Consider the following 24,685-nt stretch of genomic DNA (forward strand, 5'->3'; position numbering starts at 1 on the left):
GTGGGATGGTGTGCGGTTGCGCCGCACATTGCTGAGCGGCGCAACCGGCCCTCAGGCACGGGGATCGGTTCCGTCCCGCCACGATTCCCGCATGATCACGTCCCCGGCCAGGGAGCCCTCGAAGCGGTCGGTGGGCAGGCTGTTCTCGAGGACCCAGCGGGTCAGTTCCTCCTTGACCACCGTGAGCAGACGCTGCGGGTCCCACGGTTTGCTCACGTAGCGGTCGAGTTGAGCGGCGTTGATCGCCTCAATCGTGTCCTGTTGGGTGGCCATCCCGGTCAGCAGGATGCTGTGCACACCGCGAAAGCGGAAGTCCGACCGCACCCGGGTCAGGAAGGCCACCCCGGTCTCCACCGGCATCAGGTGGTCGCAGATCAGCAGCGCGACCGGCCGGCCGCGGCTGTCGGCCTCCTCCAGCTCCTCCCAGGCCTCGGCCGCGGAGGTGCAGTCCACGACGGTGAAGTGGGAGGTCAGCGGCTCCAGGTCGCGCAGCAGCGCGCTCCCGACCTCACGCTGGTCGTCCACGCACACGATCAGGGGCGTCGTGCTCACGATGGTGCTCCGTTCGTCGGGTTCGGCGCGGGCCGATCGCCTGTCGGCTGCGCCAAGGGAAGGCGCACCTCGAGTTGCGCCCCGTGTGGGCTGACGTTGGACGCCCCGATCATGCCGCCATATGCGGTGACGACCGACCGGGCGAGGCTCAGCCCGAGGCCCAGCCCCATGCTGGTCCGGCCGGGCGCGTCGGTCACCTGGGGGGAGAAGATCTCCGGCAGGATCTCGGGATCGATCCCGGGTCCGTTGTCGGTCATCCGCACCCTGGCCATCCCCGTGGCGATGTCGCACTCGATGCGCAGCCGCGGCGGCTCCGTCAGCCCCGGGGCGCGTAGGGCGTTCGCGGCGTTGCGGGCCAGGTTCGCCCAGACCTGGTCGAGTTGCAGGCGGTCGCAGTGGACCAGGATCTCCGGCTCCGAGATCACCTCGACGTCCACGCCCGACAGCAGATGCCGGACCAGTCCCAGTCCGGCGTCCACCGACGTGGCGATGTCGAAGGTGCTGGTGTGCTGCTGCCGCCGTTGGCCGAGTGCGTGCATCTGGTCCAGCACGTGCCGAGTGTGGCCGATGGCCGAGGTGGCGTCGGCCAGTGCCTCACCGATCTCGAAGAACTCCAGCATGTCGGCGGTGTTCTGACCGGCCTCCGGGGCAGGCAGGCCGGCGCGGGCCCAGCGGCGGGCGAAGCTCTCGCCCCACCCGTACCGGCCGGCCAGTTCCCGGGCGCGTCGACGCACCTGCGCCGAGGACGGGTGTGGGTGCTCGGCACGGCCGGCAGTAAAGGCGTCGACGACCTCGGCGCTGCGGCCCTGCAGCAGCCGCTGGCTCACCACCCGGTCGAGCCACGACCAGCCCTGCAACGCGACGGCCAGGGTGTTGTTGAGTTCATGCGCGATCCCGGCGCCGAACTGTGCGACGCCGAGCATTCGCTCGAGCTCACTTCGCTGCACATCCCGCCGATGGAGGGCGTGCACCACCAGGGGCACCAGACTTGCGTCCACCGACTCCTTGCGCTCGGGCGGGATCTCGACCCGGTCCAGGTAGGCCACGGACACCTCACTCATCGCCACCATGTCGTAGACGGAGGTGTGCGGCCTGCCGAAGAAGCTGGTGACCCCGGCCAGATCGCCGCTGCGCAGCACGAACAACTCGCGCCACACGCCCTGTTCGTCCTCGCCCTCACAGCGCAGTTCACCCCGGAGTACCAGATAGAGACGGGTGTTGGGCTCACCCGCTCGCATCAGGGCCTCGCCCGGGGCGAGCCGCTGAGTGCGGGCGTCGTCGCCGAAGAACTGCTCGGCCAGGCCCAGATGCTTTTCCGGGCGGCTCACGTCGCCACCAGGACCGTGACGAGGACCGCCGTCGCGGCCAGACCGATCACGCCGAGCAGCACACCGGGGCGAGCCATGTCCCGCGTCTGGAGTTCACCGGTGGCGTGCGCCATCGAGTTCGGTGGCGTGCTCACCGGCAGGGCCATCGCCAGCGAACAGGCGAAGGTCGTCATGATCAGCGCGGGCATCGCCCCGCCGAGCGACTCCAGCGCGGGGCTGTCGACACCGAGTGCGGCGACCAACGGCAGCAGCAGCGCCGCGGTGGCGGTGTTGGAGATGAACGTGCTCATCAGGATCGCCACCAGGCCGAGGACGCCGATGATCACCACACCGCTGAACGACTCGAACGGCACCTGGTCGACGAACCACTGGCTCAGACCGGTCGAGAACATCGCGTTGCCCAGCGCCACACCGCCGGCGACCAGCCACAGCACCTCCCAGCTCAGCGAGCGCAGGTCCTTGGCGTTCATCACCCCGGTCACCAGGAACACCGCGATCGGGATCATCGCGATCATGTTGGACGGCACCCCGTGCCACGAACTGGTCAGCCAGAGCAGCACGGTGATCACAAAGGTGACGTAGACGATGATCGCCCCGGGCGAGATCAGCCACCGGGAGTCGATCTCCAGCCGCACATGGGTGGTCTGCGAGCGGTAGAGCCGGCCGATCAGCAGCCAGGCGATCGCGAGCAGGACCACGACGAAAGGGACCGCGAACAGCATCCACTGCGCGAAGTTGATCGGGGAGATCCCGAGTTCGTTGCCCGGACCGAGATAGTTGATGGCCACCGCGTTCGGCGGGGTGCCGATCGGGGTGCCGATGCCACCGATGTTCGCACCGATGGGAATGGCCAGCACCAGGGCCCGCCGGGCCGGGTCGTCGGGTTCCAGACTCGCGATGACCGGCGCGGCGACCGCCAGCATCATCGCGGCGGTGGCGGTGTTCGACATGAACATCGAGAAGAGTGCGGTGATGCTCAGCAACGCCAGGACCACCATCGGTGTTCGGGTTCCGAACGGTGCCAGGATGACCCGCGCGAGGTTGCGGTCCAGGCGGTACTTGGTGGCCGCAGCAGCCAGGAAGAAGCCACCGAGGAACAGGATGATGATCGGGTCGGCGAAGGCCGCCAGGATCCCGGCGTAGGGCAGCGGGTCACCGGATCCCTCGGGCAGCGCCCACAGCGACGGGACCTTGTCGGAGATCAGGAACAGTTCCGCGGTGATGACCACGACCGAGGTGGCGAAGATCGGAATCGGTTCCAGCACCCAGGCCAGCACGGCGAAGATGAAGATCGCCAGCAACCGGTGCTGCACCTCGTCGAGGCCACCGAAGGAGGGCGCGAGCAGAACGGCGACGGGAACACCCACGACGACGATCCCACGCCAGGACGCTGTCACCGTGTTCCCCAGAGCCGTCACGCCATGAGGCTAGCCAACGATGCCCGTTCTCACATGCGGACCGCGGCGGCCATGGCTGTCGCGTAGCGTCGGTCGGTATGACTCGTGCTGACGCGGAAGCCCCCGCGGTGATCACCTCCGGTGGTCGGGTGTCCGGCCTGCTTGTCGATGGGGTCTTCGCCTATCTCGGAATCCCTTATGCGGCACCGCCCATCGGTGAGTCGGCCTTCGCCGCCCCGGCGCCTGCCATTGCGTGGGACGGCGTCCGGCCGGCCACGCAGTACGGGCCGACGGTGCCACAGGTCGGCTACCCCGGCCCGATCGCGGCACTGCTCGACAACCCGATCGTGCTCGGCGACGACTACCTCAATCTCAACGTGTGGACCCCGGACCCGAGCGCGAGCGGACTGCCGGTGATGGTCTGGATACACGGGGGCGCATTCACGCGTGGCTCCAATCGCATCGAGATCTATGCCGGGGACACGTTCGCGCGCGACGGCGTCGTCTGCGTCGGGATCAACTATCGGCTCGGCACAGCCGGTTTCGCCTCGATCGAGGGGGCGCCCGACAACCGCGGGCTGCTCGATCAGATCGCCGCGTTGGCGTGGGTGCGCGACAATATCGCGGTGTTCGGAGGCGACCCCGACAACGTGACCGTCTTCGGCGAGTCCGCGGGTGCCATGAGTGTGGCGTCGCTGCTGGCATCACCGCTCGCCGCGGGCCTGTTCCGACGCGCAGTCATGCAGAGTGGCAACGGTTCTGCCGCCGCCGATCCCGCCGACGCACGCAAGGTCACCGCTCGGATGGCGCAGATCCTCTCGGTCGATGCGACCGCCGAAGCATTCGGCCGCATCAGCGTCGAAGACATGCTGCGCGCCCAAACGCAGGTGGCGCTGGAGTTGATGCTCGATCCGGACCCGGAGGTGTGGGGACCGACGGTCGTCGACGTCGGCATGGGGATCATGTCGCAGTTCCCGGTCGTGGACGGGGAGGTCCTCACCGCGATTCCGCAGGAGGCCATCGCGGCCGGCGCCGGGGTCGACATACCATTGCTCGCGGGCTGGAACGCTGACGAGTTCCGATTCTTCATGGTCGCGACCGGCGGGGCGCAGGCCGTCACCGAGGAGGCAGCGGCGGCCATCCTGGGGCGTCGTCCCGGCGGCGTCGATCATCTCCGCCGTCGGCTCGACGCCGGGGCGAGCGCCGGTGATGTGGTCAGCGAGGCGCTCACCGCGCGGGCGTTCTCGTCCCCGACGACCGCGATCGCCGAGTCTCGACCGGCCGGTGCGACACACCTGTACGAGTTCGGGTACCGCAGCCCGCAGGCCGATATCCGGGCCGGCCACGCGGTGGAGATCCCGTTCGTCTTCGACCATCTCGCCGAAGCCCATGCGTTGACCGGACCCGAACCCGATCAACGCATCGCCGACGAGATGCATCGTGCGTGGGTGGGGTTCGCGACCACCGGTGATCCGGGGTGGTCGGCGTACTGCGATGCGAACGACCTGCGGCGTTTCGTCTGATCCTCGAGCGGGCGGACAAGAACCGGCAGGCCTCTGCGAAATAGGCCGTTGCCCCGATTCCCCCGGTCAGGCGTAGGCCCGCAGAACCCGCAGGGCGATCAACGTCACCCACGGATTGGGTTCGCCCGGTGGCGGATAGGTCAGGTGGGTCTTCCCGGGATAGCCGCGCTGAGCTACCCACCGCCCGTCGGACCGTCGGCGCTTCTCGAGCACCGAGCATGCATCGCGCATCCGCTCGTCGTAGTCGATGCCGGCTGCGCGCAGCGCGTCGAGTCCGCGAAGCACATCGAAGTACCACCGTGCCGGGTAGTGCAGCCGGGTGAAGTCGGGGCGGATCGGCTTGCCGGTGCGTTCACTACGAAATAACCTGTGCCGCAATAGGAATTCCACTGCCGAGGTGCGCGCATCGCGCAGTTCCGCACGGCGGTGGGAGTAGCCGGCCTGCTCATAGGCGGTGATACCTTCGATCACCGAGGTGCTGGTGTGCACCGAGGAATGGGTCGCGCCGGTCCGACTCGTACGGCAATTGAACCCACCGTCGGGCATCTGCTCGGCGAGGATGACATCGACGATGCTCGCCAATTGATCGGCGTCGCTGCCAAACCACGACAGGTAGTTCAGTGCCATGCCGTTGACGCAGACGTCGCTGTGGCGGGTCGTCGGGCGCGGGTCGACTCCACCGTCGCGGACCTTGTGATCGCGCAGCACGAGTGCGCACGCGTCACGCGCGACGGGGTGGGTGGGGGCCAGACCGAGCCCGCGCAGCTCGAGCAGCGTGTAGTGCGTCGAGGTCCACTTCGGGTTGTAGAAGCCCGCGCCCCAGTGCCCGTCCGGTCCGCGTGCGGCCAGGAGGGTGGCGCCCGCGCCCTCGTCCGCGATGCGGACCTGCAGCCGGGCATCGTCGACGCCGAGGAGATCGCGGGTGGCCTGATAGGCCACGGCCGGATCGCCGTCCAGTAGCCATGTCAGATTCGCCGTCGTTGTGGCACCGATCCCGCGCCAACACCCCGTGTCGGGCAGTGCATCGGATTCGTGCATGCCTAGCTCCTTCGACCATTGGGGTGACCCGCCAGTGGCTGATCTGCCGGTTGTCACGGGGTGACGACCACCTTGCCAAGGGCCTGACCCGCACCGACGCAGCCGAGGGCCGCCGCGGTCTCCTCGAGCGAATAGGTGCGATCGACGCGCGTGTCGATCTCGCCGGCGAGGCACAGGTCGGCCACGGGTGAGAAGTGGGCGGGGCCCTCCTTGACCGCCAACATGCCCAGCCGGCGGCCGGTGACGGCGCCGACGACGGCACCGGCGGTGAGGACCCGCAACAGCGTCGGAACGGTACCGCCGACGCAGCGGTAGCGGCCGCCGCGATTGAGCGCCCGGCGGTAGGCGAAGACCGAACGGTGGGCCACCATGTCGAGGATCAGGTCGTAGCGCTGACGGGTGAAGTCGTCCTGCCGGTAGTCGATGGCCTCGTCCGCGCCGAGTGAGCGCATGAAGTCGAGCTTCGCCGCGGTGTCCACGCCGGTGACGTGGGCACCCGCCCGTTTGGCGAGCTGGATCGCGAACACGCCGGAACCGCCGCCGCCGCCGTTGATCAGCACCCGCGTGCCCGGTGCCGCACCGTGGGTGCCCTGCAGCGCGATCGCGCCCGACTGGGGGATCGCCGAGGCCGCGACGAAATCCAGGTCGGTCGGTTTGTGCGTCAGCGCCGTCTCGACCGCGACGGCGTACTCGGCGAATCCACCCTTGAGGAACAGGTTGTCGCCGTAGACAGCGTCACCGATACGAAACCGGGTCACTCCCTCGCCGATCGCGTCGACCCACCCGGCGATGTCGGAGCCCGGTGTCGGGTGCTTCGGTCTGCGCAGACCGCCGATCCGGGCGTAGGCCGGGCGGCCGCGGAGATTCTCCCAGTCACTCAGGTTGACCGACGTCGCGACCACCTTGACCCGCACCTGCCCGGATCGGGGTTGCGGGAGCGGCAACTCCTCGACACGCAAGATGTCGGGCGTGCCGTAGCGGTCCTGGACAACGGCCTTCACGAGTCTCCATGGTATTGCGAACGGACCGTCGATCCGGGCGATTTGATCGTGGCAGACCCCTCGGTGACGATCGTCCTCACACCGGTACGCCGGAGCGTGACTGGTGGGCCCACAGCACCTCCAACTCGTTGAGATGTGCCGCGGTCCACAGCAGATCGGAGCCGGCTTGCTCACCATCGAGCGCATCGAGCAGTTCGGCGCCGACGGAGGGCGAGTCGCGGCGCCCGCCGCCGTCGGTGAGCCATCGGGTGATCGCAATCGCGTGTCGTTCGAGTACCTCGTCGGCGGCGGTGTTGCGGGGGACGGACCGATCGGGAGAGATCCGCCCGATTGCCTCGGCAGCCAGCACCGTCCGCACCACCCGCGTCGAGGCCTGCAGTATCCGCGTGAGGCCCTCGGGCTCGCCACCGCTCTCGGCGAGATACTGGCGGACGTCGTCGTCGAATGTCCGTGCCGCGGCGTAGGCGTCGGCGCCGATCGTCGCGTCGAGTGACTGCCGGTGAGTGACATGACGAACCGCGGCCAGCAGGAACCGAGTCCCGGCGGCGACTGCGGCATCGTCGCCGATTCGCATCGCGGAGGCGACATTGCGCGGCCACAGCACCAGGGCGACAACCGCGGCCACCGCCGAACCGATGACCACATCCTCGATCCGGATCAACCCGACACGGAAACCCACCGGGTCGATCACGTTGAACAGCAGCAGGACCGTCAGTGTGAAGGCGGCCTGCCCCGCGGTGAACGACACCACCTCCGGGACGAAGGCGGCCAGGAAGATCGCCACCGGCAATGCGAGCCACAACGCCACCGGACCCGTGCCCAGCACCGCGAGCAATGCGGCGCCGACCGCGAATCCGAGAACGGTACCGATGATGGCCCGCAGCACCGAGGAGCCGGTGGTGAGTGCCGAACTGCGCAGCACCGACAACGTGCCGAGCACGACCCAGAAACCGTGTTGCACCGAGACGAACTCGGTGACCGCGACCGCGGCGGCCAGGCCCAGACCGCCACGAAGACTGTTCTGCAGGGTCACCGACCGCGACCGGACGTAGCCCCGCGTGTAGTGCGGGGACACCAGCGGAGCCGGGATGGCGCGGCCATCGGCACCGTGGCCGGCCAGCCCACGACCGAGGAGTCGGTTGATCACCGGCCGCGCGTCGGCGGCGCCCGACCAGGCGACGATGCGTCCGACGGCGGCCACGGCCGAGTCCAGCGCGTGCGAGGCCAGTGCGGCGGTTGCCGCGCGGTGGTCGGTCGCTGCCGCGAAGTCACCGAAGGCGCGGTCGCGCTCGGAGTCGAGTTCTGCCACCAGGCCTTCGAGCGTGACCACCGCCGCCCGGATGTCGGCGCCGCCGGCGTCGAGGGTCGTCGCTGCCGCGCGGAGGACCCGCGCCGACGTCTCGGGCGATGAGCCGCTCGCCGCCGTGGTTGACGGTTGCAGCGTCAGGCGGTCGGTGAGCCATTCCAGTTCACCCACCACGCGGACCAGCGCCCTGCTTCCCGCAGACAGACCGACCGGGCGGCACGCGGTCGCCTGGAAACTCGTGCGCAGATCGCGCATCGTCGCCCTGGCCTCGCCGGGATCGCCGTCACCGGTCACCAGATCGGCGAGCAGACGACACGTCTGGGCGGCTTGCCGACGCAGACGGTCGTGATGATGCGGTGCGAGCAGATACAGCGCCGCGGGAACACCACACGCCAGCGCGATCGCCCAGCCCAGCAATCGGTCCGGGATGGCGCTCGGCGGCGCCGGCGTCGCGACGGGCAGCACGAACGTCAGCAGCACCGAGCGCTGTGCCGCAGCAAGTGCGGCGCTGAGCACGCCCACAAAGATGACCACGGCGCCGATCACGAACATCGCGGTGACCGACAGCCACGCGAACTGGGAGACCACCGTTGCCACGGTGATCATCGCGGTGCCGACGACGCCCAGACCGAGGTAACTCGTCGCTCGCGCACGACGGTCGCCGGGGAAATCGGCGAAGACCAACACGGCGAAGGAACCGAATGCGGCAAACAACGGTGTCTGTGCACCCCCGACAGCCAGTCCGAGCGCGAATGCCAACGGAATGACCAATCCGGCGCGCAGGGCCCGGCGCAGCGCGTCGTGCTCGGGATCATGCAATCGGAGGTGGTCGCGCACCGTGGCCGGCAGGGTCGGGAACACCGGTCACCGCCCGGCGGGCAGATCTGAACGCCCGAGCAGGTCAGATTCGGTCTGCATCATGGCCACCCATTGATCACCCGGAGACGTGGGGCAACTGTCATAGGTTAACGCCGCCATGACGGGTTCATGGCGTGTCGGCCAACTCGGGTCGTGCCGACGCAGCGACGCTCGATGCGCCCGGGGGCATCGGTGGGTGGCCACGTATTCTGGATGCCGTGATCCGCCGGGGTACCCAACCGTCCGAAGCCATTGAAGTCGTCGAGGCTACGGGCACCGGCGGATCGATCGTGTCACGGGGAGGGCGGGCCGCGACGGTCCGGCGGGTGAGGGAATGGAGTGGCGTGGCGACCAGGATGCGAGTGTGGGCGCGCCAACGCCGATATGTGATCCGTCGGAATCCGACGTTGAACCTCGGCTACCGGGTGGCCATCGGGGTCGTGGGCGCCCTGGTGCTCGCCGGCGGCATCGTCGCCATCCCGTACCCGGGCCCGGGATGGCTGATCGTCTTCATCGGGCTGGGCATCCTCGCCTCGGAGTTCGCGTGGGCGCACCGGCTGCTCACCTTCGCTCGCGGCAAATACGACGCCTGGATGGTGTGGATGGGCCGGCAGCATTGGTCGGTCCAGGGCGTTTTCTGGCTGGGCACGGCCGCTGTGGTGGTGGCGACATTGTGGTTGCTCGGTGTCATCGGCATGGTGGCCGGGTGGTTCAACATCCACGCCGACTGGCTGGCCAGCCCGATCTTGTCCTGATCGCCTGACGCGATCCGAACGGTGGACGCCTTCGGGTGGTTCCTCGTGGTCGGACACCGCGCAGATACGATCTGTGGAGTAACCACGACAATCGACACATTTCACGTGTCATGACCGCTGAGGAGCGTCCCGTGCCCGACGATCTGCAGGTGACCGCCCCCGCCACCATCCGTGTGCCGGCCGGGACCACCGCGGGCACGGCGTTGCGCGACCACGACCTGCCCAACAAGGGACCCGAGGCCGTCGTCGTGGTCCGTGATGCCGGTGGTCAGCTGCGGGATCTGTCCTGGACGCCCGACCTCGACACCGAGGTCGAGCCGGTTGCGGCCAACACCGAGCCCGGCCGCAGCGTCATCCGGCATTCGACTGCGCACGTGCTGGCGCAGGCCGTGCAGGAGCTGTTCCCGGACGCCAAGCTCGGCATCGGTCCGCCCATCAAGGATGGCTTCTACTACGACTTCGACGTCGCCGAGCCGTTCACCCCGGAGGACCTCGCCGCCCTCGAGAAGAAGATGAAGCAGATCATCAAATCGGGGCAGCGCTTCTCGCGGCGGGTCTACCCGTCCAAGGATGCTGCGCGGATCGAACTGGCAGCCGAGCCCTACAAGCTCGAGCTGATCGACGACAAGGGCGCCGCGGCCGACAGCGAGGTGATGGAGGTCGGTGGTGCCGAGCTCACGGCCTACGACAACCTCAATCCTCGTACCGGCGAGGTGATCTGGTGCGACCTGTGTCGTGGCCCGCATGTGCCGACCACGAAGTACATCAGTGCATTCAAGCTCACGCGTTCGTCGGCCGCCTACTGGCGTGGAGATCAGGACAACGCCGACCTGCAGCGCATCTACGGGACGGCCTGGGAGTCGACCGAAGCCCTCGACCACCACCTGGATCTGCTCGCCGAGGCCGAACGCCGTGATCACCGTCGCCTCGGCGCCGAGCTCGATCTGTTCAGCTTCCCCGACGAACTCGGATCGGGTCTGCCCGTCTTCCACCCCCGCGGCGGCATCATCCGCAAGGAGATGGAGGACTTCTCGCGCGCCCGGCACGTGGCGGCCGGCTATGAGTTCGTCAATACGCCGCATCTGTCGAAGGGACACCTGTTCGAGGTCTCCAAACACCTCGACTGGTATGCCGATGGCATGTTCCCGGCGATGCATCTCGACGCCGAGTACAACGACGACGGAACGATTCGCAAGCCCGGCCAGGACTACTACGTCAAGCCGATGAACTGCCCGATGCACAATCTGATCTATCGCTCGCGCGGTCGCTCCTACCGCGAACTGCCGTTGCGGCTTTTCGAGTTCGGGTCGGTCTACCGCTATGAGAAGTCCGGTGTGGTGCACGGCCTTACCCGGGCCCGCGGCTTCACACAGGACGATGCGCACATCTACTGCACGCAGGAACAGGTCATCGACGAGCTGACCAGCACCCTGCAGTTCGTATTGCAGCTGCTCTCCGACTACGGACTCGACGACTTCTACCTCGAGCTGTCCACCAAGGACCCGAAGAAGTTCGTGGGCACCGACGAGGTGTGGGCACAGGCCACCGAGACGTTGCGCAAGGTGGGCGAGGCGTCGGGCCTCGAGCTGGTCCCGGACCCCGGAGGCGCCGCGTTCTACGGGCCCAAGATCTCCGTGCAGGCCAAGGACGCCCTCGGCCGTACCTGGCAGATGTCCACGTTGCAGCTCGACTTCTTCGAGCCGGAACTGTTCGAACTCGAGTACACGGCCCCGGACGGTACGAAGAAGCGACCGGTGATGGTGCATCGGGCTCTCTTCGGATCGATCGAACGATTCTTCGGCGTCCTCACCGAGCACTATGCCGGGGCGTTCCCCGCCTGGCTGGCTCCGGTTCAAGTGGTCGGCATCCCGGTCGCCGAGGCCTTCGCCGATCATCTGCAGGGCGTGGTGTCGCGGCTCAAGTCCGCCGGCATCCGCGCGGAGGTCGACTACTCCGACGACCGGATGCAGAAGAAGATCCGCACCCACACCAAGGCCAAGGTGCCGTTCATGCTGCTGGCCGGTGAACGCGACGTCACCGCCGATGCGGTGAGCTTCCGGTTCCGGGACGGATCGCAGGTCAACGGGGTTTCGGTGGACGCCGCCGTATCCCTCATCGCCGATTGGGTGCACCAGCGGCGCAACGATTCCCCGTCCGAGGACGCCATCGGTACCACGGACCGGGCGGGCACCGCCGATGGCTGACGACGATCGCACGATCCGCGACTGCGGCACCGGTGATCCCGATCGCCTGCAGCGGTTGTGGAGTCCTCATCGGATGACCTACATCACCGCGGACCCACCGCCGTCGGAGAAGGCGACCGACGCCGGGAGCGAAGCGAGCGGGTCGACGGCCAGCAGTCATCCGTTCCTCGACATCCCGATGATGTCGGACGAGGAAGGCCTGATCGTCGCGCGTGGGAAGACCGTGTACGCGGTGCTCAACCTGTACCCGTACAACCCGGGTCACACGATGATCGTCCCGTACCGGCAGGTCGCCGACCTCGAGGCACTGACCGCCGACGAATCTGCCGAACTGATGGCGTTCACCCAGCGGATGCTGACGACGATCAAGTCGGTCTCCAACCCCAACGCGTTCAACGTGGGACTCAACCTCGGGTACGCGGCAGGCGGCTCGCTCGCCGAACATCTGCATCAGCACATCGTGCCCCGCTGGATCGGCGACGCGAACTTCATCACGGTTGTCGGCGAGACGAAAGTCATGCCACAGTTGCTGCGCGACACCCGTTCGCTGCTCGCCGCGGCGTGGCACGAACAGTCGTGACGCACGCCGGTCGGGGGAGGAAAGGAGCGGTCAGATGCTGAGCATCCGAGGCCGGGCCTCGGTGTCGAAGGTCACCCTGCCGCTGGGCCGGGCCCTCCTGCGCACCGGTCTGACCCCCGACATCATGACCCTGATCGGCACCACGGCCACCATCGCCGCGGCCCTGACCTTGTTCCCGATGGGCCACCTGTTCATCGGCGCGCTGGTCATCTGGCTGTTCGTCATGTTCGACATGCTCGACGGCGCGATGGCCCGCGCCCGAGGGGGCGGCACCCGTTTCGGGGCGGTCCTCGACGCCACCTGCGACCGGATCGCCGACGGCGCGATCTTCGCCGGTCTCGCCTGGTGGTGCGCCATCACCGAACCCCACCGGTTGCTGCTGGTCGCCACACTGATAGCCCTGGTCACCTCCCAGGTCATCTCGTATGCAAAGGCTCGCGCGGAGGCCAGCGGCCTCAACGGTGACGGCGGATGGATCGAGCGGCCCGATCGGCTCATCATCGTGCTCGTGGGCGCCGGCTTCACCGGTCTGGGCATCGGGTGGGCCATTCACGTCGCGATGTGGGTGCTCGCCGTGTTGTCGGTGATCACGGTGGGCCAGCGGATGTGGTCGATCCACTCGTCGCCGGGTGCGCGCGACCTGATTCCGCTGGCGGCACAAGAATCCGACGACGCCGAGGACTCCGACGAAGAACCGCCGACCGACACACAGCGTCAGGCGGGGGCACACTGACACCCATGGGCGACGGCCACAACGCTTCGACGTCGCTGACCGCACGGCTGTCGGATCTGGGATACGCAGCCGGGTGGGCAGCCGTCCGATATGCGCCCGAGGCAGTGGCGCGCAGCGCCTTCGACGGTGCGGCCGGACTCGTCGGCCGCCGACGCGGCGGCCCGGACCAACTGCGGCGCAACCTCTCCCGGGTTCTGGGAGTGGCCCCGGCCGATGTACCGGACGACCTGGTGGCCGCGGCGGTGCGTTCCTACGCCCGATACTGGTGTGAAGCGTTCCGACTACCGGCACAGGACTTGGCCGACACCGCGGCGACGGTCACCGTCCCGGCAGCGGACCGCGCACATCTGGACGCGGCCCTCGCGCGGGGCAAAGGTGTGATCCTGGCGCTGCCGCACACCGGTAACTGGGATATGGCCGGGGTGTGGCTGGTGCAGAACTACGGCCGGTTCGCCACCGTCGCCGAACGTCTGGAACCCGAGTCGCTGTTCACCCGATTCGTCGGATATCGGGAATCGTTGGGCTTCGAGATCTTTCCCCTCAGCGGCGGAGAACAGCCGCCGTTCGGCCTACTCGCAGAACGGTTGCGGGACAACGGCATCATCTGTCTGCTCGGCGAGCGCGACCTGGCACGCCACGGAGTGCCGGTCAGCTTCTTCGGGGAGAAGACCAGGATGCCGGCCGGGTCGGCACGGCTGGCCATCGAGACCGGCGCCGCCCTGCTGCCGGTGCACCACTGGTTCACCGAGCCGCCCACGTCCCGGATCTTCTGTGGCGCCCCGATCGATGTCTCCGGCGGCGTCGAGGCGGCCACCCAGGCGCTGGCGGATGTGTTCGCCCACAACATCGCCGCCCACCCGCAGGATTGGCACATGCTGCAGCCGCTGTGGGAAGCGGACTGGTCGGTGGCCCGGCGGGCGCGTATCGAGGTCGGCGACGACGGGACCACCGGACCCGGGCGCGAGGAGTCGCCGCGATGAGGATCGGCATGATCTGCCCGTACTCATTCGACGTCCCCGGCGGGGTGCAGGCCCACGTCGTCGAACTCGCGCAGGTGTTCATCGAACGTGGCCACGAGGTCAGCGTGCTCGCCCCGTCGGCGCCGCAGACCCGCCTTCCCGACTATGTCGTGTCGGCCGGACCGGCTCTCGCGATCCCGTACAACGGGTCGGTGTCGCGGGTGAATTTCAGCCCGACCGGGTACCTGCGACTGCGGGCCTGGATCGATGAGAACTCCTTCGACGTGCTGCACGTCCACGAACCGAATGCACCGAGCATCTCGATGCTCTCGTTGATGGTTGCGTCCGGTCCGATAGTGACCACCTTCCACACCTCCACCACCCGGTCGATGTGGTTGTCGGTGTTCCAGGGCATTCTGCGGCCCTATCACGAACGCATCGCCGGCAAGATCGCCGTCTCCGAACTGGCCCGGCGCTGGCAGATGGAATCACTCGGTTCCGACGCGGTGGAGATTCCGAACGGCATCGACGCCGCCTTCTTCGCCGACGCCGAACCCCTCGACGGCTATCCGTGGCCGGGCCGCACCGTCCTGTTCCTGGGCCGCTATGACGAGCCGCGCAAGGGCATCGACATCCTGATGCGAGCGCTGCCGGCTGTCGTCGCGCAATTCCCGGACATCCGGGTGCTCATCGTCGGCGGCGGCAACGAGCGAGCGCTGCGCCGTCGCGCCGGTTCACTCGCGGACCGGTTGGTCTTCCTCGGGCAGGTCGATGACGACACCAAGGCCCGGGCCCTGCGGTCGGCGGATGTGTACTGTGCGCCCAACCTGGGTGGGGAGAGCTTCGGGATCGTGCTGGTCGAGGCGATGGCCGCCGGTGCCGCGGTACTTGCCAGCGATCTGAACGCCTTCCGGCGCGTCCTCGACGACGGCCGGGCCGGACGCCTCGTCCCCACTGGTTCGGCCGACGAACTCGGCTCCGCGCTGATCGACATGCTCGCCGATGATAAGGCCCGCGCCGAACTGGTCGCGGCCGGCCGCCGCCGTGCCGATCGCTACGACTGGTCGCGGGTGGCCGATCAGATCCTGCGGGTGTACGAGACGGTGACCGTGGGGGCCGGGGCCGTCGTGGTGGCCGAATAGGGAGGGCACATGATCATCTCGGGGTGGACCGTCGCGCTGATCGCGGTGATCGTCCTGCTCGTCGTCCTCGCGGCCGGCTGGGCCTTCCAGACCGCGAATCGGCTCGACCGGCTCAACGTGCGGGTCGATCTGGCCCGCCAGGCCCTCGACGCCGCGCTGGCCCGACGTGCGGTCGTGGCGCGCTCCATCGCCGCCGGCATGATCGCCGGCTACGACGAGGAGGCGCGGGCGGTGGGCCAGGATCTGGCCGCCGCCGCAGATCTGGCCGAGCACGCCGCACCGGCGTCTCGAGAGCAGGCCGAGAACGCGGTCTCCACGTTGCTCGCGCAACTCGACGCCGGATCGCGTCCACCGGGACTCGTCGTCGAACTCGCCGATGCCGAGACGCGCATCATGATGGCGCGCCGGTTCTACAACGACGCCGTCCGCGACACCCGCAATCTCGCCGAGCGCCGGTTGGTGGTGTGGCTGCATCTGGGCGGGACCGCCGAACTCCCGGAATTCTTCGAGATCGTCGAACGGGTCACCCCGCCGAGCACTTCCTGACCTCGCCTAGACTTGTGGGACAGCCCGCCCCACGCGGACCCGGCACACGATGCCGGAATGACGACATCAGGAGACATCAGTGAGTCAATTCCAGTCAGGGAACACTCCCGGACCGGACGCCCCGAACACCGTCAACGGCCACGGCGGGCACGACCCGGCGCCGACCGTCGGGCAGGGTACCGCCCGGGTGAAGCGCGGCATGGCCGAGATGCTCAAGGGTGGCGTCATCATGGACGTGGTCACCCCGGACCAGGCCAAGATCGCCGAGGATGCCGGCGCGGTGGCGGTGATGGCGCTCGAGCGTGTGCCGGCCGATATCCGCGCGCAGGGCGGTGTCTCGCGGATGAGCGATCCCGACATGATCGACGGGATCATCTCGGCGGTGTCGATCCCGGTGATGGCCAAGGCCCGGATCGGGCACTTCGTCGAGGCGCAGGTGTTGCAGAGCCTCGGCGTGGACTACGTCGACGAGTCCGAGGTGCTGACTCCGGCCGACTACGCCAACCACATCGACAAGTGGGCGTTCACCGTGCCGTTCGTGTGCGGCGCCACCAACCTCGGTGAGGCGCTGCGCCGGATCACCGAGGGGGCGGCGATGATCCGCTCCAAGGGCGAGGCCGGCACCGGTGACGTCTCGAACGCGACCACGCACATGCGCAAGATCCGCGACGAGATCCGCCGACTGACCTCGCTGCCGACCGACGAACTGTATGTGGCGGCCAAAGAACTGCAGGCACCCTATGACCTGGTGGCCGAGGTCGCGCAGGCCGGCAAGCTGCCGGTCACACTGTTCACCGCCGGTGGTATCGCCACCCCGGCCGATGCGGCGATGATGATGCAGCTCGGTGCCGAAGGTGTGTTCGTCGGGTCGGGCATCTTCAAGTCCGGCAACCCGGCTCAGCGGGCGGCGGCGATCGTACAGGCCACCACCTTCCACGACGATCCCGACGTGCTGGCCAAGGTGTCGCGCGGACTCGGTGAGGCGATGGTCGGCATCAACGTCGATGACATTCCGCAGCCGCACCGCCTCGCCGAACGAGGTTGGTAGTCGATCTGCCGTAGGATCTGCTGATCATGGACGCGGCGACCATCGTGCGGGACGAGTCCCGCTTCGGCACCGACACCCTGGCCGGCCTACAACTCGAGTGGGCCGCGGTGTGCAACGTGGGTCGGGTCCGTGAGGCCAACGAGGACGCCGCGCTCGTCGCACCGGGAAAGTACCTGCTCGCCGATGGGATGGGTGGCCATGACAGCGGTGAGGTCGCCAGCGAGACGGCACTGCTCGCGCTGGCCGACGTCCACAGTCTGCACGATCAGACGCAGACCCAACTCGAGCTGATCGAATCCCTCACCCAGGCGCAGGATCGCATCGGTGAGATCGCGACCGAGACCGAGCGTCGCGCCGGAACCACGGCCACCGGTGCGGTGCTCGTGACACACCAGGGCACACCGCACTGGCTGGTCCTGAACATCGGCGATTCACGGACCTACCGGTTGCAGGGTGGGGTGCTGACCCAACTCACCGTGGACCACTCGCAGGTGCAGGAGTTCGTGGACGCCGGTTTCCTGACCCCGGAACAGGCTCGGGTCGATCCTCGCCGCAACGTGATCACACGCGCGCTCGGTGCGGGCATGGTGGAGCCCGAAGCCGACTTCTTCTCGATGCCGGCGTTGCCCGGCGACACGATCCTGGTGTGTTCGGACGGTCTGACCGGCGAGTTGCCCGACGAGGAGATCGCCGACATCCTGGCCGATGCGAACGGAGCCGAGAAGGCCGCGGAGGCATTGGTGGCCGCCGCTCTGGCACTCGGTGCGCACGACAACGTCACCGTGGTGGTCGTGACGGTCCGTGCCGCGTCGGCCGATGACAGCACAGAACCGTCCGATCCCGAAAATTGACGGGAACCTCACAGCGAGCTGCCGCGTCTAACTCACGACAGCGGGCCAGACACGTCGTCTGCCCCCCGAGGAGTGAGGACAATCATGTTAGGCATCGCCGATCACGTCGCGCCGCGTCACGCAGCTGTTCGCCCCGCTACTCATCGCACACCCCGGGTCGCCGATCGCATCGGCGCCGCACGTGAGGCCCGTCGTGAGGCCGAAGCCCAGCGCCGTCGGCAGGAGGCGCTCGCGCGTCTGGCCCAACGTCGGATGCCCTTGCCCGGTGCGGCAGAGGCCAAGGGCTCCGACGACCTGCACCGCAGGTCACGAGCGGATGCCGGCATGACCCTGGTCACCGACACTCCGGCGATGCGCGGGCCGGCGAAGTGTGCATGTGGCGCCGGTGGCCCCGAACTCGAGAGTCCCGTGCTGACCGTCCGAGAGATCGAAGTGCTCCGGACGTGGCTGGTGTTGGAGACGAAACCCGCTGTGGCGCAGGAGTTGTACATCTCACTGGGCACGGTGAACACGCACCTGACGCGAATTCGGGCGAAGTATGCCGACGTCGGTCGGCCCGCGCCGACAAAAGCTGCTCTGGTGGCGCGGGCCGTGCAGGACGGTCTGATCACCCTCGACGAACTCTGACGACGCCCGCCACAGCGAACAGACATCGGTGCTGCGCGCGATAGTGTTCTCCCGTGGCAACCATCGAGGAGATTCTTCAGGTCGAGGCGATCGAGACCGACATCTACCGCGGGCCGGCCTTCCGTAGCCATCTGCAGCGGACCTTCGGCGGACAGGTCGCCGGTCAGGCACTCATGTCGGCGACGCGCACAGTCGACGACGATTTCGCGGTGCACTCGCTGCACGGCTATTTCCTGCGTCCGGGGAACCCGGATCTACCCGCAGTGTTCCTTGTCGACAGAATTCGGGACGGCCGCTCGTTCACGACTCGCCGCGTGACCGGAATCCAGCAGGGCGAGGCCATCTTCACCATGTCGGCGTCGTTCCATGTGCGGACCGACCACGGCATCGAGCATCAGGATCGGATGCCGCCGGCTCCGTCGCCCGACGATCTGCCCGACCAGATGAACGAACTGTCCGACGAGGCGAAGGCGGTCTTCAAGGAATGGCAGGAGTTCGACCTGCGCCTGGTGCCGCGCGAGCAGATGCCGACCTCGAACTACTTCGCCGCTCAGCAGCGCGTGTGGTTCCGGCATCGTCGTCGCCTTCCCGATGACCAGGTGTTCCATGTGGGCACGCTCGCCTATATGAGCGACATGACCTTGTTGGGGTCATCGAAGGTGCCGCATCCGGGTGTGGAACCGCAGGCTGCATCATTGGATCATGCGATGTGGTTCATGCGTCCGTTCCGTGCCGACGAGTGGCTGCTCTACGATCAGACCTCGCCATCCGCCGACGCCGGTCGAGCCCTGACCCAGGGGCGGATCTTCGACCTCGATGGTCGCATGGTGGCCGCCGTGACCCAGGAGGGCCTGAGTCGTACCGGGCGCGATATGCCGGCCGACCAGCACGCGCGGCGGGAGCAATGAACGCCGCGCACAACCCGCGGATCGGCGTGCTCGCACTGCAGGGTGATGTGCGTGAACACCTGGCCGCCCTGGCCGATGCCGGCGCCGAGCCGGCGACGGTCCGGCGGCCGTCCGAACTCGCCGATGTGGACGGGCTCGTCATCCCCGGCGGTGAATCCACCACCATGAGCAACCTGCTCGGTGTGCTCGATCTGTACGATCCGCTGCGCGAACGCTTGGCCGCCGGGATGCCCGCTTATGGTTCGTGTGCCGGAATGATCATGCTGGCCACCACCATCCTCGACACCAGACCCGACGCACGGCACCTGGATGCATTGGATATCACCGTGCGGCGCAACGCTTTCGGGCGGCAGGTGGAGAGCTTCGAAACCGATCTCCAGTTCCGTGGTGTCACCGACCGCGCGGGCGACCCGCCGATGCGGGCGGTGTTCATCCGCGCTCCGTGGGTGGAGTCCATCACGCCCGATGTGCAGGTACTCGCCCGGGTGCCCGAAGGGCCCGCGAAGGATCGCATCGTCGCGGTCCGGCAGAACAATGTGCTCGCCACCTCGTTTCACCCGGAGGTCACCGGCGATCGCCGGGTGCACCGGTACTTCGTGGAGATGGTGCGCGAGTCGGGAGTGTGAGCCGGCACAACACGCACCGGTAAGATCGGGGAGTTGGGCGGATCGTCATCGGATGGTCACGTCCGTCATTGACGTCTACACGGATGCGGGAGTGTCATGAGCGGCCATTCCAAATGGGCCACCACCAAGCACAAGAAGGCGGCCATCGACGCCAAGCGCGGGAAGATGTTCGCCAAACTGGTCAAGAACATCGAGGTCGCGGCGAGGACCGGCGGCGGAGACCCGGCCGGTAACCCGACCCTCTACGACGCCATCCAGAAGGCGAAGAAGACCTCGGTGCCCAACGACAACATCGAGCGCGCTCGCAAACGCGGTGCGGGTGAAGAGGCCGGTGGCGCCGACTGGCAGACCATCATGTACGAGGGCTACGGGCCCAACGGGGTGGCGATCCTCATCGAGTGTCTCACCGACAACCGCAATCGCGCGGCCGGCGAGGTGCGGACCGCGATGACCCGCAACGGCGGCAACATGGCCGATCCGGGCTCGGTCGCGTATCTGTTCACGCGCAAGGGTGTGGTCACCCTGGAGAAGAACGGCCAGTCCGAGGACGACGTCCTGCTGGCCGTCCTCGATGCCGGCGCCGAAGAGGTCAATGACCTCGGTGAATCCTTCGAGGTGATCAGCGAGCCGACCGACCTGGTCGCGGTACGCACCGCCCTGGTCGATGCCGGTATCGACTACGACTCCGCCGAGGCCGCATTCCGCGCATCGGTCGACGTTCCGGTGGACGCCGACGGCGCGCGCAAGGTCTTCAAGCTCATCGACGCCCTCGAAGACTCCGACGACGTCCAGAATGTCTACAGCAACATCGACATCAGCGACGAGGTCCTCGCCGAACTCGACGCCTGAGTCCGAAAAATCAGCCGGCCCGACCCCGGATGCAGAGTGCCGGCCGGTCCGGATGGTCGTAGCGCACCTCGATATCCGCGGCCGGTGCGTCCTCGGCGGCGGCCACCAATGCAGCAATCGTCCAGGCCGCGGCGGGCGGAGTGTGTCTGCGCAGCGCGCCCGCACTCATGACGAGTGCCACGGTCACGTCGACGTCGAGACCGGAACCGAGCAACAGGGGGCCGGCGAGCAGGATCACCTGGTCGGCGGGGGCCGGCGGTGGCCGGTCGCGGAAGGATCGGTCGCGATCGGCATCCCAGAGCCGCGGCAACCAGCTGTTGCGTTCGTCGATGGCGTCGATCACCTCGCGCTGCACGGCATCGTGGTCGAACCAGAGGGTGCGATAGCTCTCGGCGTCGGTGTGCCCGTACTCCAGCCGCAGCGACGCGGGGCGCAGGAAGTCGGCCATCGCCACCACCGACGCCGCGCGACCACGCGCGGCGAGGCGGGCGGCCACCTGGTCGGCGAGGTCGACCGGCCGCGCCGCGTCGGCACCGTCGACGGCGACGAAGCGGGTGCCCGCACCGCGTTCGGCGACGTCCGCGCACACCTCCACCAAGCGCTCCGGGGTGATCGGGTCGTAGTTCGCCATGACGTCGGCCATTGTGTCGTGTTCATCTGTCGGCCGCACCAGGCGTGTGGATCTGCGGACACCATCAGATGTCGTCCAGGTGTGCATCAGCGCGTGTTGTTCGCCGAACCCGGCGGACCCGCCCGATAGAATCTCGAACAACTGTTCGGACTCGTGGCGGAGGTGCATGTGCGGGTGATGGGAGTCGACCCCGGATTGACCCGGTGCGGCATCGCGCTGGTCGAATCGGGGCGGGGGCGCTCGGTCACCGCGCTCGACGTCGACGTCGTGCGTACCTCCGCCGACATGGAACTCGCCGACCGACTGATCACGGTGTACACCGCGGCGTGCCATTGGCTCGACGTCCACCAGCCGGACGTGGTGGCGATCGAGCGGGTCTTCGCGCAGAACCAGGTGTCGACCGCGATGGGCACCGCGCAAGCGGGCGGGGTCATCGCGCTGGCCGCCGGACAGCGCGACGTGCCGGTGCGGTTTCACACGCCATCCGAGGTCAAAGCCGCAGTCACCGGAAGTGGTCGCGCCGACAAAGCGCAGGTCACCGCGATGGTGACCCGAATCCTGGGCATGCAGACCAAGCCGCGCCCCGCCGATGCCGCGGATGCGTTGGCGCTGGCGATCTGCCATTGCTGGCGTGGACCGATGACGGAGAAGATGGTCGAGGCGCAGCGCCGTGCCGACGAGATGGCCCGCCGGCACCGCGCACGGATCGCCGAGGCAGGTCGCCATCGCCCGGCCCAGGGCGGGGCGGCGCAGGGCACAAGGACCGGGAAGGGGGGAGCGGCATGATCGCGTCGGTGCGCGGCCCCGTGCTGGATGTGGCCCTCGATCACGTCGTCATCGACTGTGGCGGTGTGGGCTACCGGGTGTTGGTGACCCCGGCGACGGTCGGCGCGTTGCGCCGCGGTGAGGAAGCGACCTTGCTCACATCGATGATCGTGCGCGAGGACTCGATGACGCTCTACGGGTTCACCGATGCCGACGCCCGGGCGCTGTTCACCCTGCTGCAGACCGTCACCGGGGTCGGGCCGCGCCTGGCGATGGCGATCCTGGCGGTGCTCGAACCGGCTTCGCTGCGTCGTGCGCTCGCCGAGTCCGATGTGAAGGCCCTGACGGCGGTGCCGGGTGTGGGCAAAAGGGTCGGCGAACGCCTGGTGGTGGAACTGCGTGACAAGGTGGACGCGCCGACGTCGGGAGGGCCGGGGCTGGTCGCGTCGCCTTCCGCCGGCTCGGTGCGTGACCAGGTCGCCGAGGCCCTGGTGGGGTTGGGATTCACGGCCGGGCCCGCAGATAAGGCGGTCACCACCGTGCTCTCCGACGAACCCGACGCCGACGCCTCCACCGTGCTGCGCAAGTCACTGGCTTTGATGGGAAAGACCGCATGAAAGTGGGGAAGCCCGCGTGACCGACACCTCACCCGACCCCGACGACCGACCGGTCAACCCTGCCGAGCTGCATTCCGACGGTGACTTCGACGCCGGACTGCGGCCGCGCTCGCTGGCCGATTTCATCGGTCAACCCCGGGTGTGCGAGCAACTCGAGCTGGTGCTGCACGGAGCGAAGGGGCGAGGCAGCACGCCCGATCACATCCTGCTGTCGGGGCCGCCCGGTCTGGGCAAGACCTCGCTGGCGATGATCATCGCCGCCGAGATGGGCGCAGCGATCCGCGTCACCTCGGGGCCGGCACTCGAGCGGGCGGGCGACCTGGCCGCGATGCTGTCGAACCTGGTCGAGGGCGACGTGCTGTTCATCGACGAGATCCACCGCATCGCGCGTCCCGCCGAGGAGATGCTGTATCTGGCCATGGAGGACTTCCGCGTCGACGTGGTCGTCGGCAAGGGACCCGGGGCGACCTCGATCCCGTTGGACGTCGCGCCGTTCACGCTCGTCGGCGCCACCACGCGCTCGGGTTCGCTGACGGGCCCGCTGCGTGATCGGTTCGGGTTCACCGCGCACATGGAGTTCTACGAGACCGACGAGCTCGTTCGGGTGCTGCGCCGCTCGGCGGGCATCCTCGGCATTCGACTACGCGACGACGCGGCGAGCGAGGTGGCGCGGCGCTCACGGGGCACACCGCGCATCGCCAACCGGCTGTTGCGCCGCGTCCGCGACTACGCCGAGGTCCGCAGCGACGGCGTGATCACGGTGGACATCGCCCGCGCCGCGCTCGCCGTGTACGACGTCGACGACCTGGGCTTCGACCGTCTCGACCGGGCCGTGCTGGGATCGCTCGTGCGGGGCTTCGGCGGAGGACCGGTCGGCGTGTCGACCTTGGCGGTGGCCGTCGGAGAGGAACCCGCCACCGTCGAGGAGGTCTGTGAGCCGTTCCTGGTGCGGGCCGGGATGATGGCGCGGACGCCGCGCGGGCGGGTGGCGACGGCGGCGGCCTGGCATCACCTCGGGCTCACCCCGCCGGCGGGCGCGATGAACGCCACGTTCGGGGTGCGCAGTCGCGACGTCATCACCGACAGTCTCTTCGACGACCTCTGACCGCCGCGCAGGACCACGCCGCGCGGGACCACTCGGCGCGGGACCACTCTGCGGGACGTGGCACACTGGTTGGAGCCGCCGGATGAGTTGGTGTATCCGAGCGTGCCTGCGATCGGCCGTCACATGAGCGGTCGAAACGGGCAAAAGCCCCCAAATCACCACGACCGAACCGACAAGGATTGTTGCCGTCATGGAGTCCCTCTTCTTCCCCCTTCTGCTGGCCCTGTTGGCCGGATTCATGTTCCTGAGCATCCGTAAGCAGAAGAAGCGCATGTCCGAGATGCAGGACATGCAGAACTCCGTGGCCACCGGTGCGCGCGTGCAGCTGACGGCCGGCATGTTCGCGACCGTCGTCGAGTCGACGCCGGACTTCGTCGACCTGGAGATCGCGACCGGCGTGGTGACCCGATTCAGCCGCCAGGCGATCGTGCGCGTGGTTCCCACCGACGAGGCCGCCGAGACCTACCCGGGCGCGTTCACTGCTCGCCCCGAGGAACTCGACGACGAGGACGGTTCCGGCCAGATCGACGCGCCGGGCACCGAGTCCCGCCCCGACGACTCCTCGTTCGCCGATCGGCCGGGCGACGGTACCACCGAGGACAAGTGACCGCGTGCGGATCGCCCGGACGGCGATCCGCACCGTCCGAATGACAGTGACCACCGGGGACCCGGTGGTTACCGCGCAGTCAGTAGAGTGAGCGACCGACCGGATCGTGCGCGCGTGCCGACCGGTCGT

25 protein-coding genes are annotated in these 24,685 nt (G+C 68.2%); 18 read left to right on the forward strand and 7 right to left on the reverse strand.

Going from position 1 to position 24,685, the window contains the following annotated elements:
* Positions 1-51: 51 nt before the first annotated feature.
* The 3 genes from NWF22_RS21540 to NWF22_RS21550 are packed head-to-tail and all read right to left on the reverse strand — an operon-like array spanning position 52 to position 3,298.
* On the reverse strand, positions 52-552 hold the full coding sequence (locus NWF22_RS21540; protein WP_160902464.1) for a response regulator: 501 nt from the start codon (positions 550-552) through the stop codon (positions 52-54).
* Positions 549-1,880 carry a sensor histidine kinase gene (locus tag NWF22_RS21545; protein WP_160902463.1) on the reverse strand — a complete coding sequence of 444 codons (1,332 nt, stop codon included), beginning with the start codon at positions 1,878-1,880 and terminating at the stop codon, positions 549-551. The genes NWF22_RS21540 and NWF22_RS21545 overlap by 4 nt, the downstream gene beginning before the upstream one ends.
* Positions 1,877-3,298: an SLC13 family permease gene (locus NWF22_RS21550; protein WP_258321239.1), complete on the reverse strand. Its 1,422-nt coding sequence runs from the start codon at positions 3,296-3,298 to the stop codon at positions 1,877-1,879. The genes NWF22_RS21545 and NWF22_RS21550 overlap by 4 nt, the downstream gene beginning before the upstream one ends.
* Positions 3,299-3,375: 77 nt before the next feature.
* On the opposite strand from NWF22_RS21550, the gene NWF22_RS21555 reads away from it, so the two are divergent.
* The gene (locus NWF22_RS21555) at positions 3,376-4,800 is read left to right on the forward strand and encodes a carboxylesterase/lipase family protein (protein ID WP_160902462.1); all 1,425 of its coding nucleotides are present in this window, start codon (positions 3,376-3,378) and stop codon (positions 4,798-4,800) included.
* A 66-nt stretch (positions 4,801-4,866) separates the two neighbouring features.
* Here the strand turns inward: NWF22_RS21555 and NWF22_RS21560 are convergent, their stop codons facing one another.
* The 3 genes from NWF22_RS21560 to NWF22_RS21570 all read right to left on the reverse strand — a co-directional run bounded on the left by NWF22_RS21560 (position 4,867) and on the right by NWF22_RS21570 (position 9,006).
* On the reverse strand, positions 4,867-5,838 hold the full coding sequence (locus tag NWF22_RS21560) for a hypothetical protein (RefSeq protein WP_233751165.1): 972 nt from the start codon (positions 5,836-5,838) through the stop codon (positions 4,867-4,869).
* A 53-nt stretch (positions 5,839-5,891) separates the two neighbouring features.
* Complete coding sequence (locus NWF22_RS21565; RefSeq protein ID WP_160902461.1) at positions 5,892-6,839, reverse strand: NAD(P)-dependent alcohol dehydrogenase; 948 nt, start codon at positions 6,837-6,839, stop codon at positions 5,892-5,894.
* Positions 6,840-6,915: 76 nt separating this feature from the next.
* Positions 6,916-9,006, reverse strand: coding sequence for an FUSC family protein (locus NWF22_RS21570; protein ID WP_160902460.1), 2,091 nt, complete (start codon positions 9,004-9,006; stop codon positions 6,916-6,918).
* Between the two features lie 353 nt (positions 9,007-9,359).
* Here NWF22_RS21570 and NWF22_RS21575 point away from each other — a divergent pair, with 353 nt between their 5' ends.
* From NWF22_RS21575 to NWF22_RS21635, 13 genes are all read left to right on the forward strand, one after another.
* Positions 9,360-9,758: a TIGR02611 family protein gene (locus NWF22_RS21575; RefSeq protein WP_160902802.1), complete on the forward strand. Its 399-nt coding sequence runs from the start codon at positions 9,360-9,362 to the stop codon at positions 9,756-9,758.
* Between the two features lie 131 nt (positions 9,759-9,889).
* Positions 9,890-11,962 (forward strand): threonine--tRNA ligase, encoded by a 2,073-nt coding sequence (gene thrS, locus NWF22_RS21580; protein ID WP_160902459.1) that lies wholly within the window; start codon positions 9,890-9,892, stop codon positions 11,960-11,962.
* The gene (locus NWF22_RS21585) at positions 11,955-12,542 is read left to right on the forward strand and encodes an ATP adenylyltransferase (RefSeq protein WP_160902458.1); all 588 of its coding nucleotides are present in this window, start codon (positions 11,955-11,957) and stop codon (positions 12,540-12,542) included. The genes thrS and NWF22_RS21585 overlap by 8 nt, the downstream gene beginning before the upstream one ends.
* Before the next feature lie 34 nt (positions 12,543-12,576).
* Positions 12,577-13,275 (forward strand): phosphatidylinositol phosphate synthase, encoded by a 699-nt coding sequence (pgsA, locus tag NWF22_RS21590; protein ID WP_160902457.1) that lies wholly within the window; start codon positions 12,577-12,579, stop codon positions 13,273-13,275.
* A gap of 5 nt (positions 13,276-13,280) precedes the next feature.
* Complete coding sequence (locus NWF22_RS21595) at positions 13,281-14,255, forward strand: phosphatidylinositol mannoside acyltransferase (protein ID WP_160902456.1); 975 nt, start codon at positions 13,281-13,283, stop codon at positions 14,253-14,255.
* Positions 14,252-15,376: a glycosyltransferase family 4 protein gene (locus tag NWF22_RS21600; protein ID WP_160902455.1), complete on the forward strand. Its 1,125-nt coding sequence runs from the start codon at positions 14,252-14,254 to the stop codon at positions 15,374-15,376. Before NWF22_RS21595 ends, NWF22_RS21600 begins: the two co-directional genes overlap by 4 nt.
* A 9-nt stretch (positions 15,377-15,385) precedes the next feature.
* Positions 15,386-15,922: a LemA family protein gene (locus tag NWF22_RS21605; protein WP_160902454.1), complete on the forward strand. Its 537-nt coding sequence runs from the start codon at positions 15,386-15,388 to the stop codon at positions 15,920-15,922.
* Positions 15,923-16,001: 79 nt separating this feature from the next.
* Positions 16,002-16,970 (forward strand): pyridoxal 5'-phosphate synthase lyase subunit PdxS, encoded by a 969-nt coding sequence (pdxS, locus tag NWF22_RS21610; RefSeq protein ID WP_160902453.1) that lies wholly within the window; start codon positions 16,002-16,004, stop codon positions 16,968-16,970.
* Positions 16,971-16,996: 26 nt separating this feature from the next.
* Positions 16,997-17,821, forward strand: coding sequence for a PP2C family protein-serine/threonine phosphatase (locus tag NWF22_RS21615; protein ID WP_160902452.1), 825 nt, complete (start codon positions 16,997-16,999; stop codon positions 17,819-17,821).
* An 84-nt stretch (positions 17,822-17,905) separates the two neighbouring features.
* Positions 17,906-18,448 carry a helix-turn-helix transcriptional regulator gene (locus NWF22_RS21620; RefSeq protein ID WP_160902451.1) on the forward strand — a complete coding sequence of 181 codons (543 nt, stop codon included), beginning with the start codon at positions 17,906-17,908 and terminating at the stop codon, positions 18,446-18,448.
* A 53-nt stretch (positions 18,449-18,501) separates the two neighbouring features.
* Positions 18,502-19,356, forward strand: a complete 855-nt coding sequence (locus tag NWF22_RS21625; protein WP_160902450.1) for an acyl-CoA thioesterase — start codon at positions 18,502-18,504, stop codon at positions 19,354-19,356.
* Positions 19,353-19,982, forward strand: coding sequence for a pyridoxal 5'-phosphate synthase glutaminase subunit PdxT (gene pdxT / locus NWF22_RS21630; RefSeq protein WP_160902449.1), 630 nt, complete (start codon positions 19,353-19,355; stop codon positions 19,980-19,982). Before NWF22_RS21625 ends, pdxT begins: the two co-directional genes overlap by 4 nt.
* A gap of 96 nt (positions 19,983-20,078) precedes the next feature.
* Positions 20,079-20,831, forward strand: coding sequence for a YebC/PmpR family DNA-binding transcriptional regulator (locus tag NWF22_RS21635; RefSeq protein ID WP_160902448.1), 753 nt, complete (start codon positions 20,079-20,081; stop codon positions 20,829-20,831).
* Positions 20,832-20,841: 10 nt separating this feature from the next.
* Here NWF22_RS21635 and NWF22_RS21640 read toward each other — a convergent pair whose 3' ends face one another.
* A complete protein-coding gene (locus NWF22_RS21640; RefSeq protein ID WP_233751164.1) occupies positions 20,842-21,474 on the reverse strand; it encodes a nucleoside/nucleotide kinase family protein in 633 nt (210 codons plus the stop codon).
* A gap of 156 nt (positions 21,475-21,630) precedes the next feature.
* Here NWF22_RS21640 and ruvC point away from each other — a divergent pair, with 156 nt between their 5' ends.
* From ruvC to yajC, 4 genes are all read left to right on the forward strand, one after another.
* The gene (gene ruvC, locus NWF22_RS21645) at positions 21,631-22,248 is read left to right on the forward strand and encodes a crossover junction endodeoxyribonuclease RuvC (RefSeq protein WP_160902800.1); all 618 of its coding nucleotides are present in this window, start codon (positions 21,631-21,633) and stop codon (positions 22,246-22,248) included.
* Complete coding sequence (gene ruvA / locus NWF22_RS21650; RefSeq protein ID WP_160902447.1) at positions 22,245-22,844, forward strand: Holliday junction branch migration protein RuvA; 600 nt, start codon at positions 22,245-22,247, stop codon at positions 22,842-22,844. Before ruvC ends, ruvA begins: the two co-directional genes overlap by 4 nt.
* 16 nt (positions 22,845-22,860) lie before the next feature.
* Positions 22,861-23,949, forward strand: a complete 1,089-nt coding sequence (gene ruvB, locus NWF22_RS21655) for a Holliday junction branch migration DNA helicase RuvB (RefSeq protein WP_160902446.1) — start codon at positions 22,861-22,863, stop codon at positions 23,947-23,949.
* A 190-nt stretch (positions 23,950-24,139) separates the two neighbouring features.
* Positions 24,140-24,556 carry a preprotein translocase subunit YajC gene (yajC, locus tag NWF22_RS21660; RefSeq protein WP_160902445.1) on the forward strand — a complete coding sequence of 139 codons (417 nt, stop codon included), beginning with the start codon at positions 24,140-24,142 and terminating at the stop codon, positions 24,554-24,556.
* Positions 24,557-24,685: the final 129 nt, after the last annotated feature.

The sequence above is a fragment of the Gordonia mangrovi genome (assembly GCF_024734075.1).
Lineage (GTDB): Bacteria > Actinomycetota > Actinomycetes > Mycobacteriales > Mycobacteriaceae > Gordonia > Gordonia mangrovi.

Bases quoted from the DNA above. Each gene is read 5' to 3' on its own strand.
- NWF22_RS21635 (WP_160902448.1), top strand. From the start codon at position 20,079: ATGAGCGGCCATTCCAAATGGGCCACCACCAAGCACAAGAAGGCGGCC.
- ruvA (WP_160902447.1), top strand. From the start codon at position 22,245: ATGATCGCGTCGGTGCGCGGCCCCGTGCTGGATGTGGCCCTCGATCAC.
- NWF22_RS21640 (WP_233751164.1), bottom strand. From the start codon at position 21,474: ATGGCCGACGTCATGGCGAACTACGACCCGATCACCCCGGAGCGCTTG.
- NWF22_RS21585 (WP_160902458.1), top strand. From the start codon at position 11,955: ATGGCTGACGACGATCGCACGATCCGCGACTGCGGCACCGGTGATCCC.
- NWF22_RS21595 (WP_160902456.1), top strand. From the start codon at position 13,281: ATGGGCGACGGCCACAACGCTTCGACGTCGCTGACCGCACGGCTGTCG.
- NWF22_RS21555 (WP_160902462.1), top strand. From the start codon at position 3,376: ATGACTCGTGCTGACGCGGAAGCCCCCGCGGTGATCACCTCCGGTGGT.
- NWF22_RS21620 (WP_160902451.1), top strand. From the start codon at position 17,906: ATGTTAGGCATCGCCGATCACGTCGCGCCGCGTCACGCAGCTGTTCGC.
- pgsA (WP_160902457.1), top strand. From the start codon at position 12,577: ATGCTGAGCATCCGAGGCCGGGCCTCGGTGTCGAAGGTCACCCTGCCG.
- NWF22_RS21615 (WP_160902452.1), top strand. From the start codon at position 16,997: ATGGACGCGGCGACCATCGTGCGGGACGAGTCCCGCTTCGGCACCGAC.
- NWF22_RS21605 (WP_160902454.1), top strand. From the start codon at position 15,386: ATGATCATCTCGGGGTGGACCGTCGCGCTGATCGCGGTGATCGTCCTG.
- NWF22_RS21600 (WP_160902455.1), top strand. From the start codon at position 14,252: ATGAGGATCGGCATGATCTGCCCGTACTCATTCGACGTCCCCGGCGGG.
- yajC (WP_160902445.1), top strand. From the start codon at position 24,140: ATGGAGTCCCTCTTCTTCCCCCTTCTGCTGGCCCTGTTGGCCGGATTC.
- NWF22_RS21575 (WP_160902802.1), top strand. From the start codon at position 9,360: ATGCGAGTGTGGGCGCGCCAACGCCGATATGTGATCCGTCGGAATCCG.
- pdxT (WP_160902449.1), top strand. From the start codon at position 19,353: ATGAACGCCGCGCACAACCCGCGGATCGGCGTGCTCGCACTGCAGGGT.
- NWF22_RS21560 (WP_233751165.1), bottom strand. From the start codon at position 5,838: ATGCACGAATCCGATGCACTGCCCGACACGGGGTGTTGGCGCGGGATC.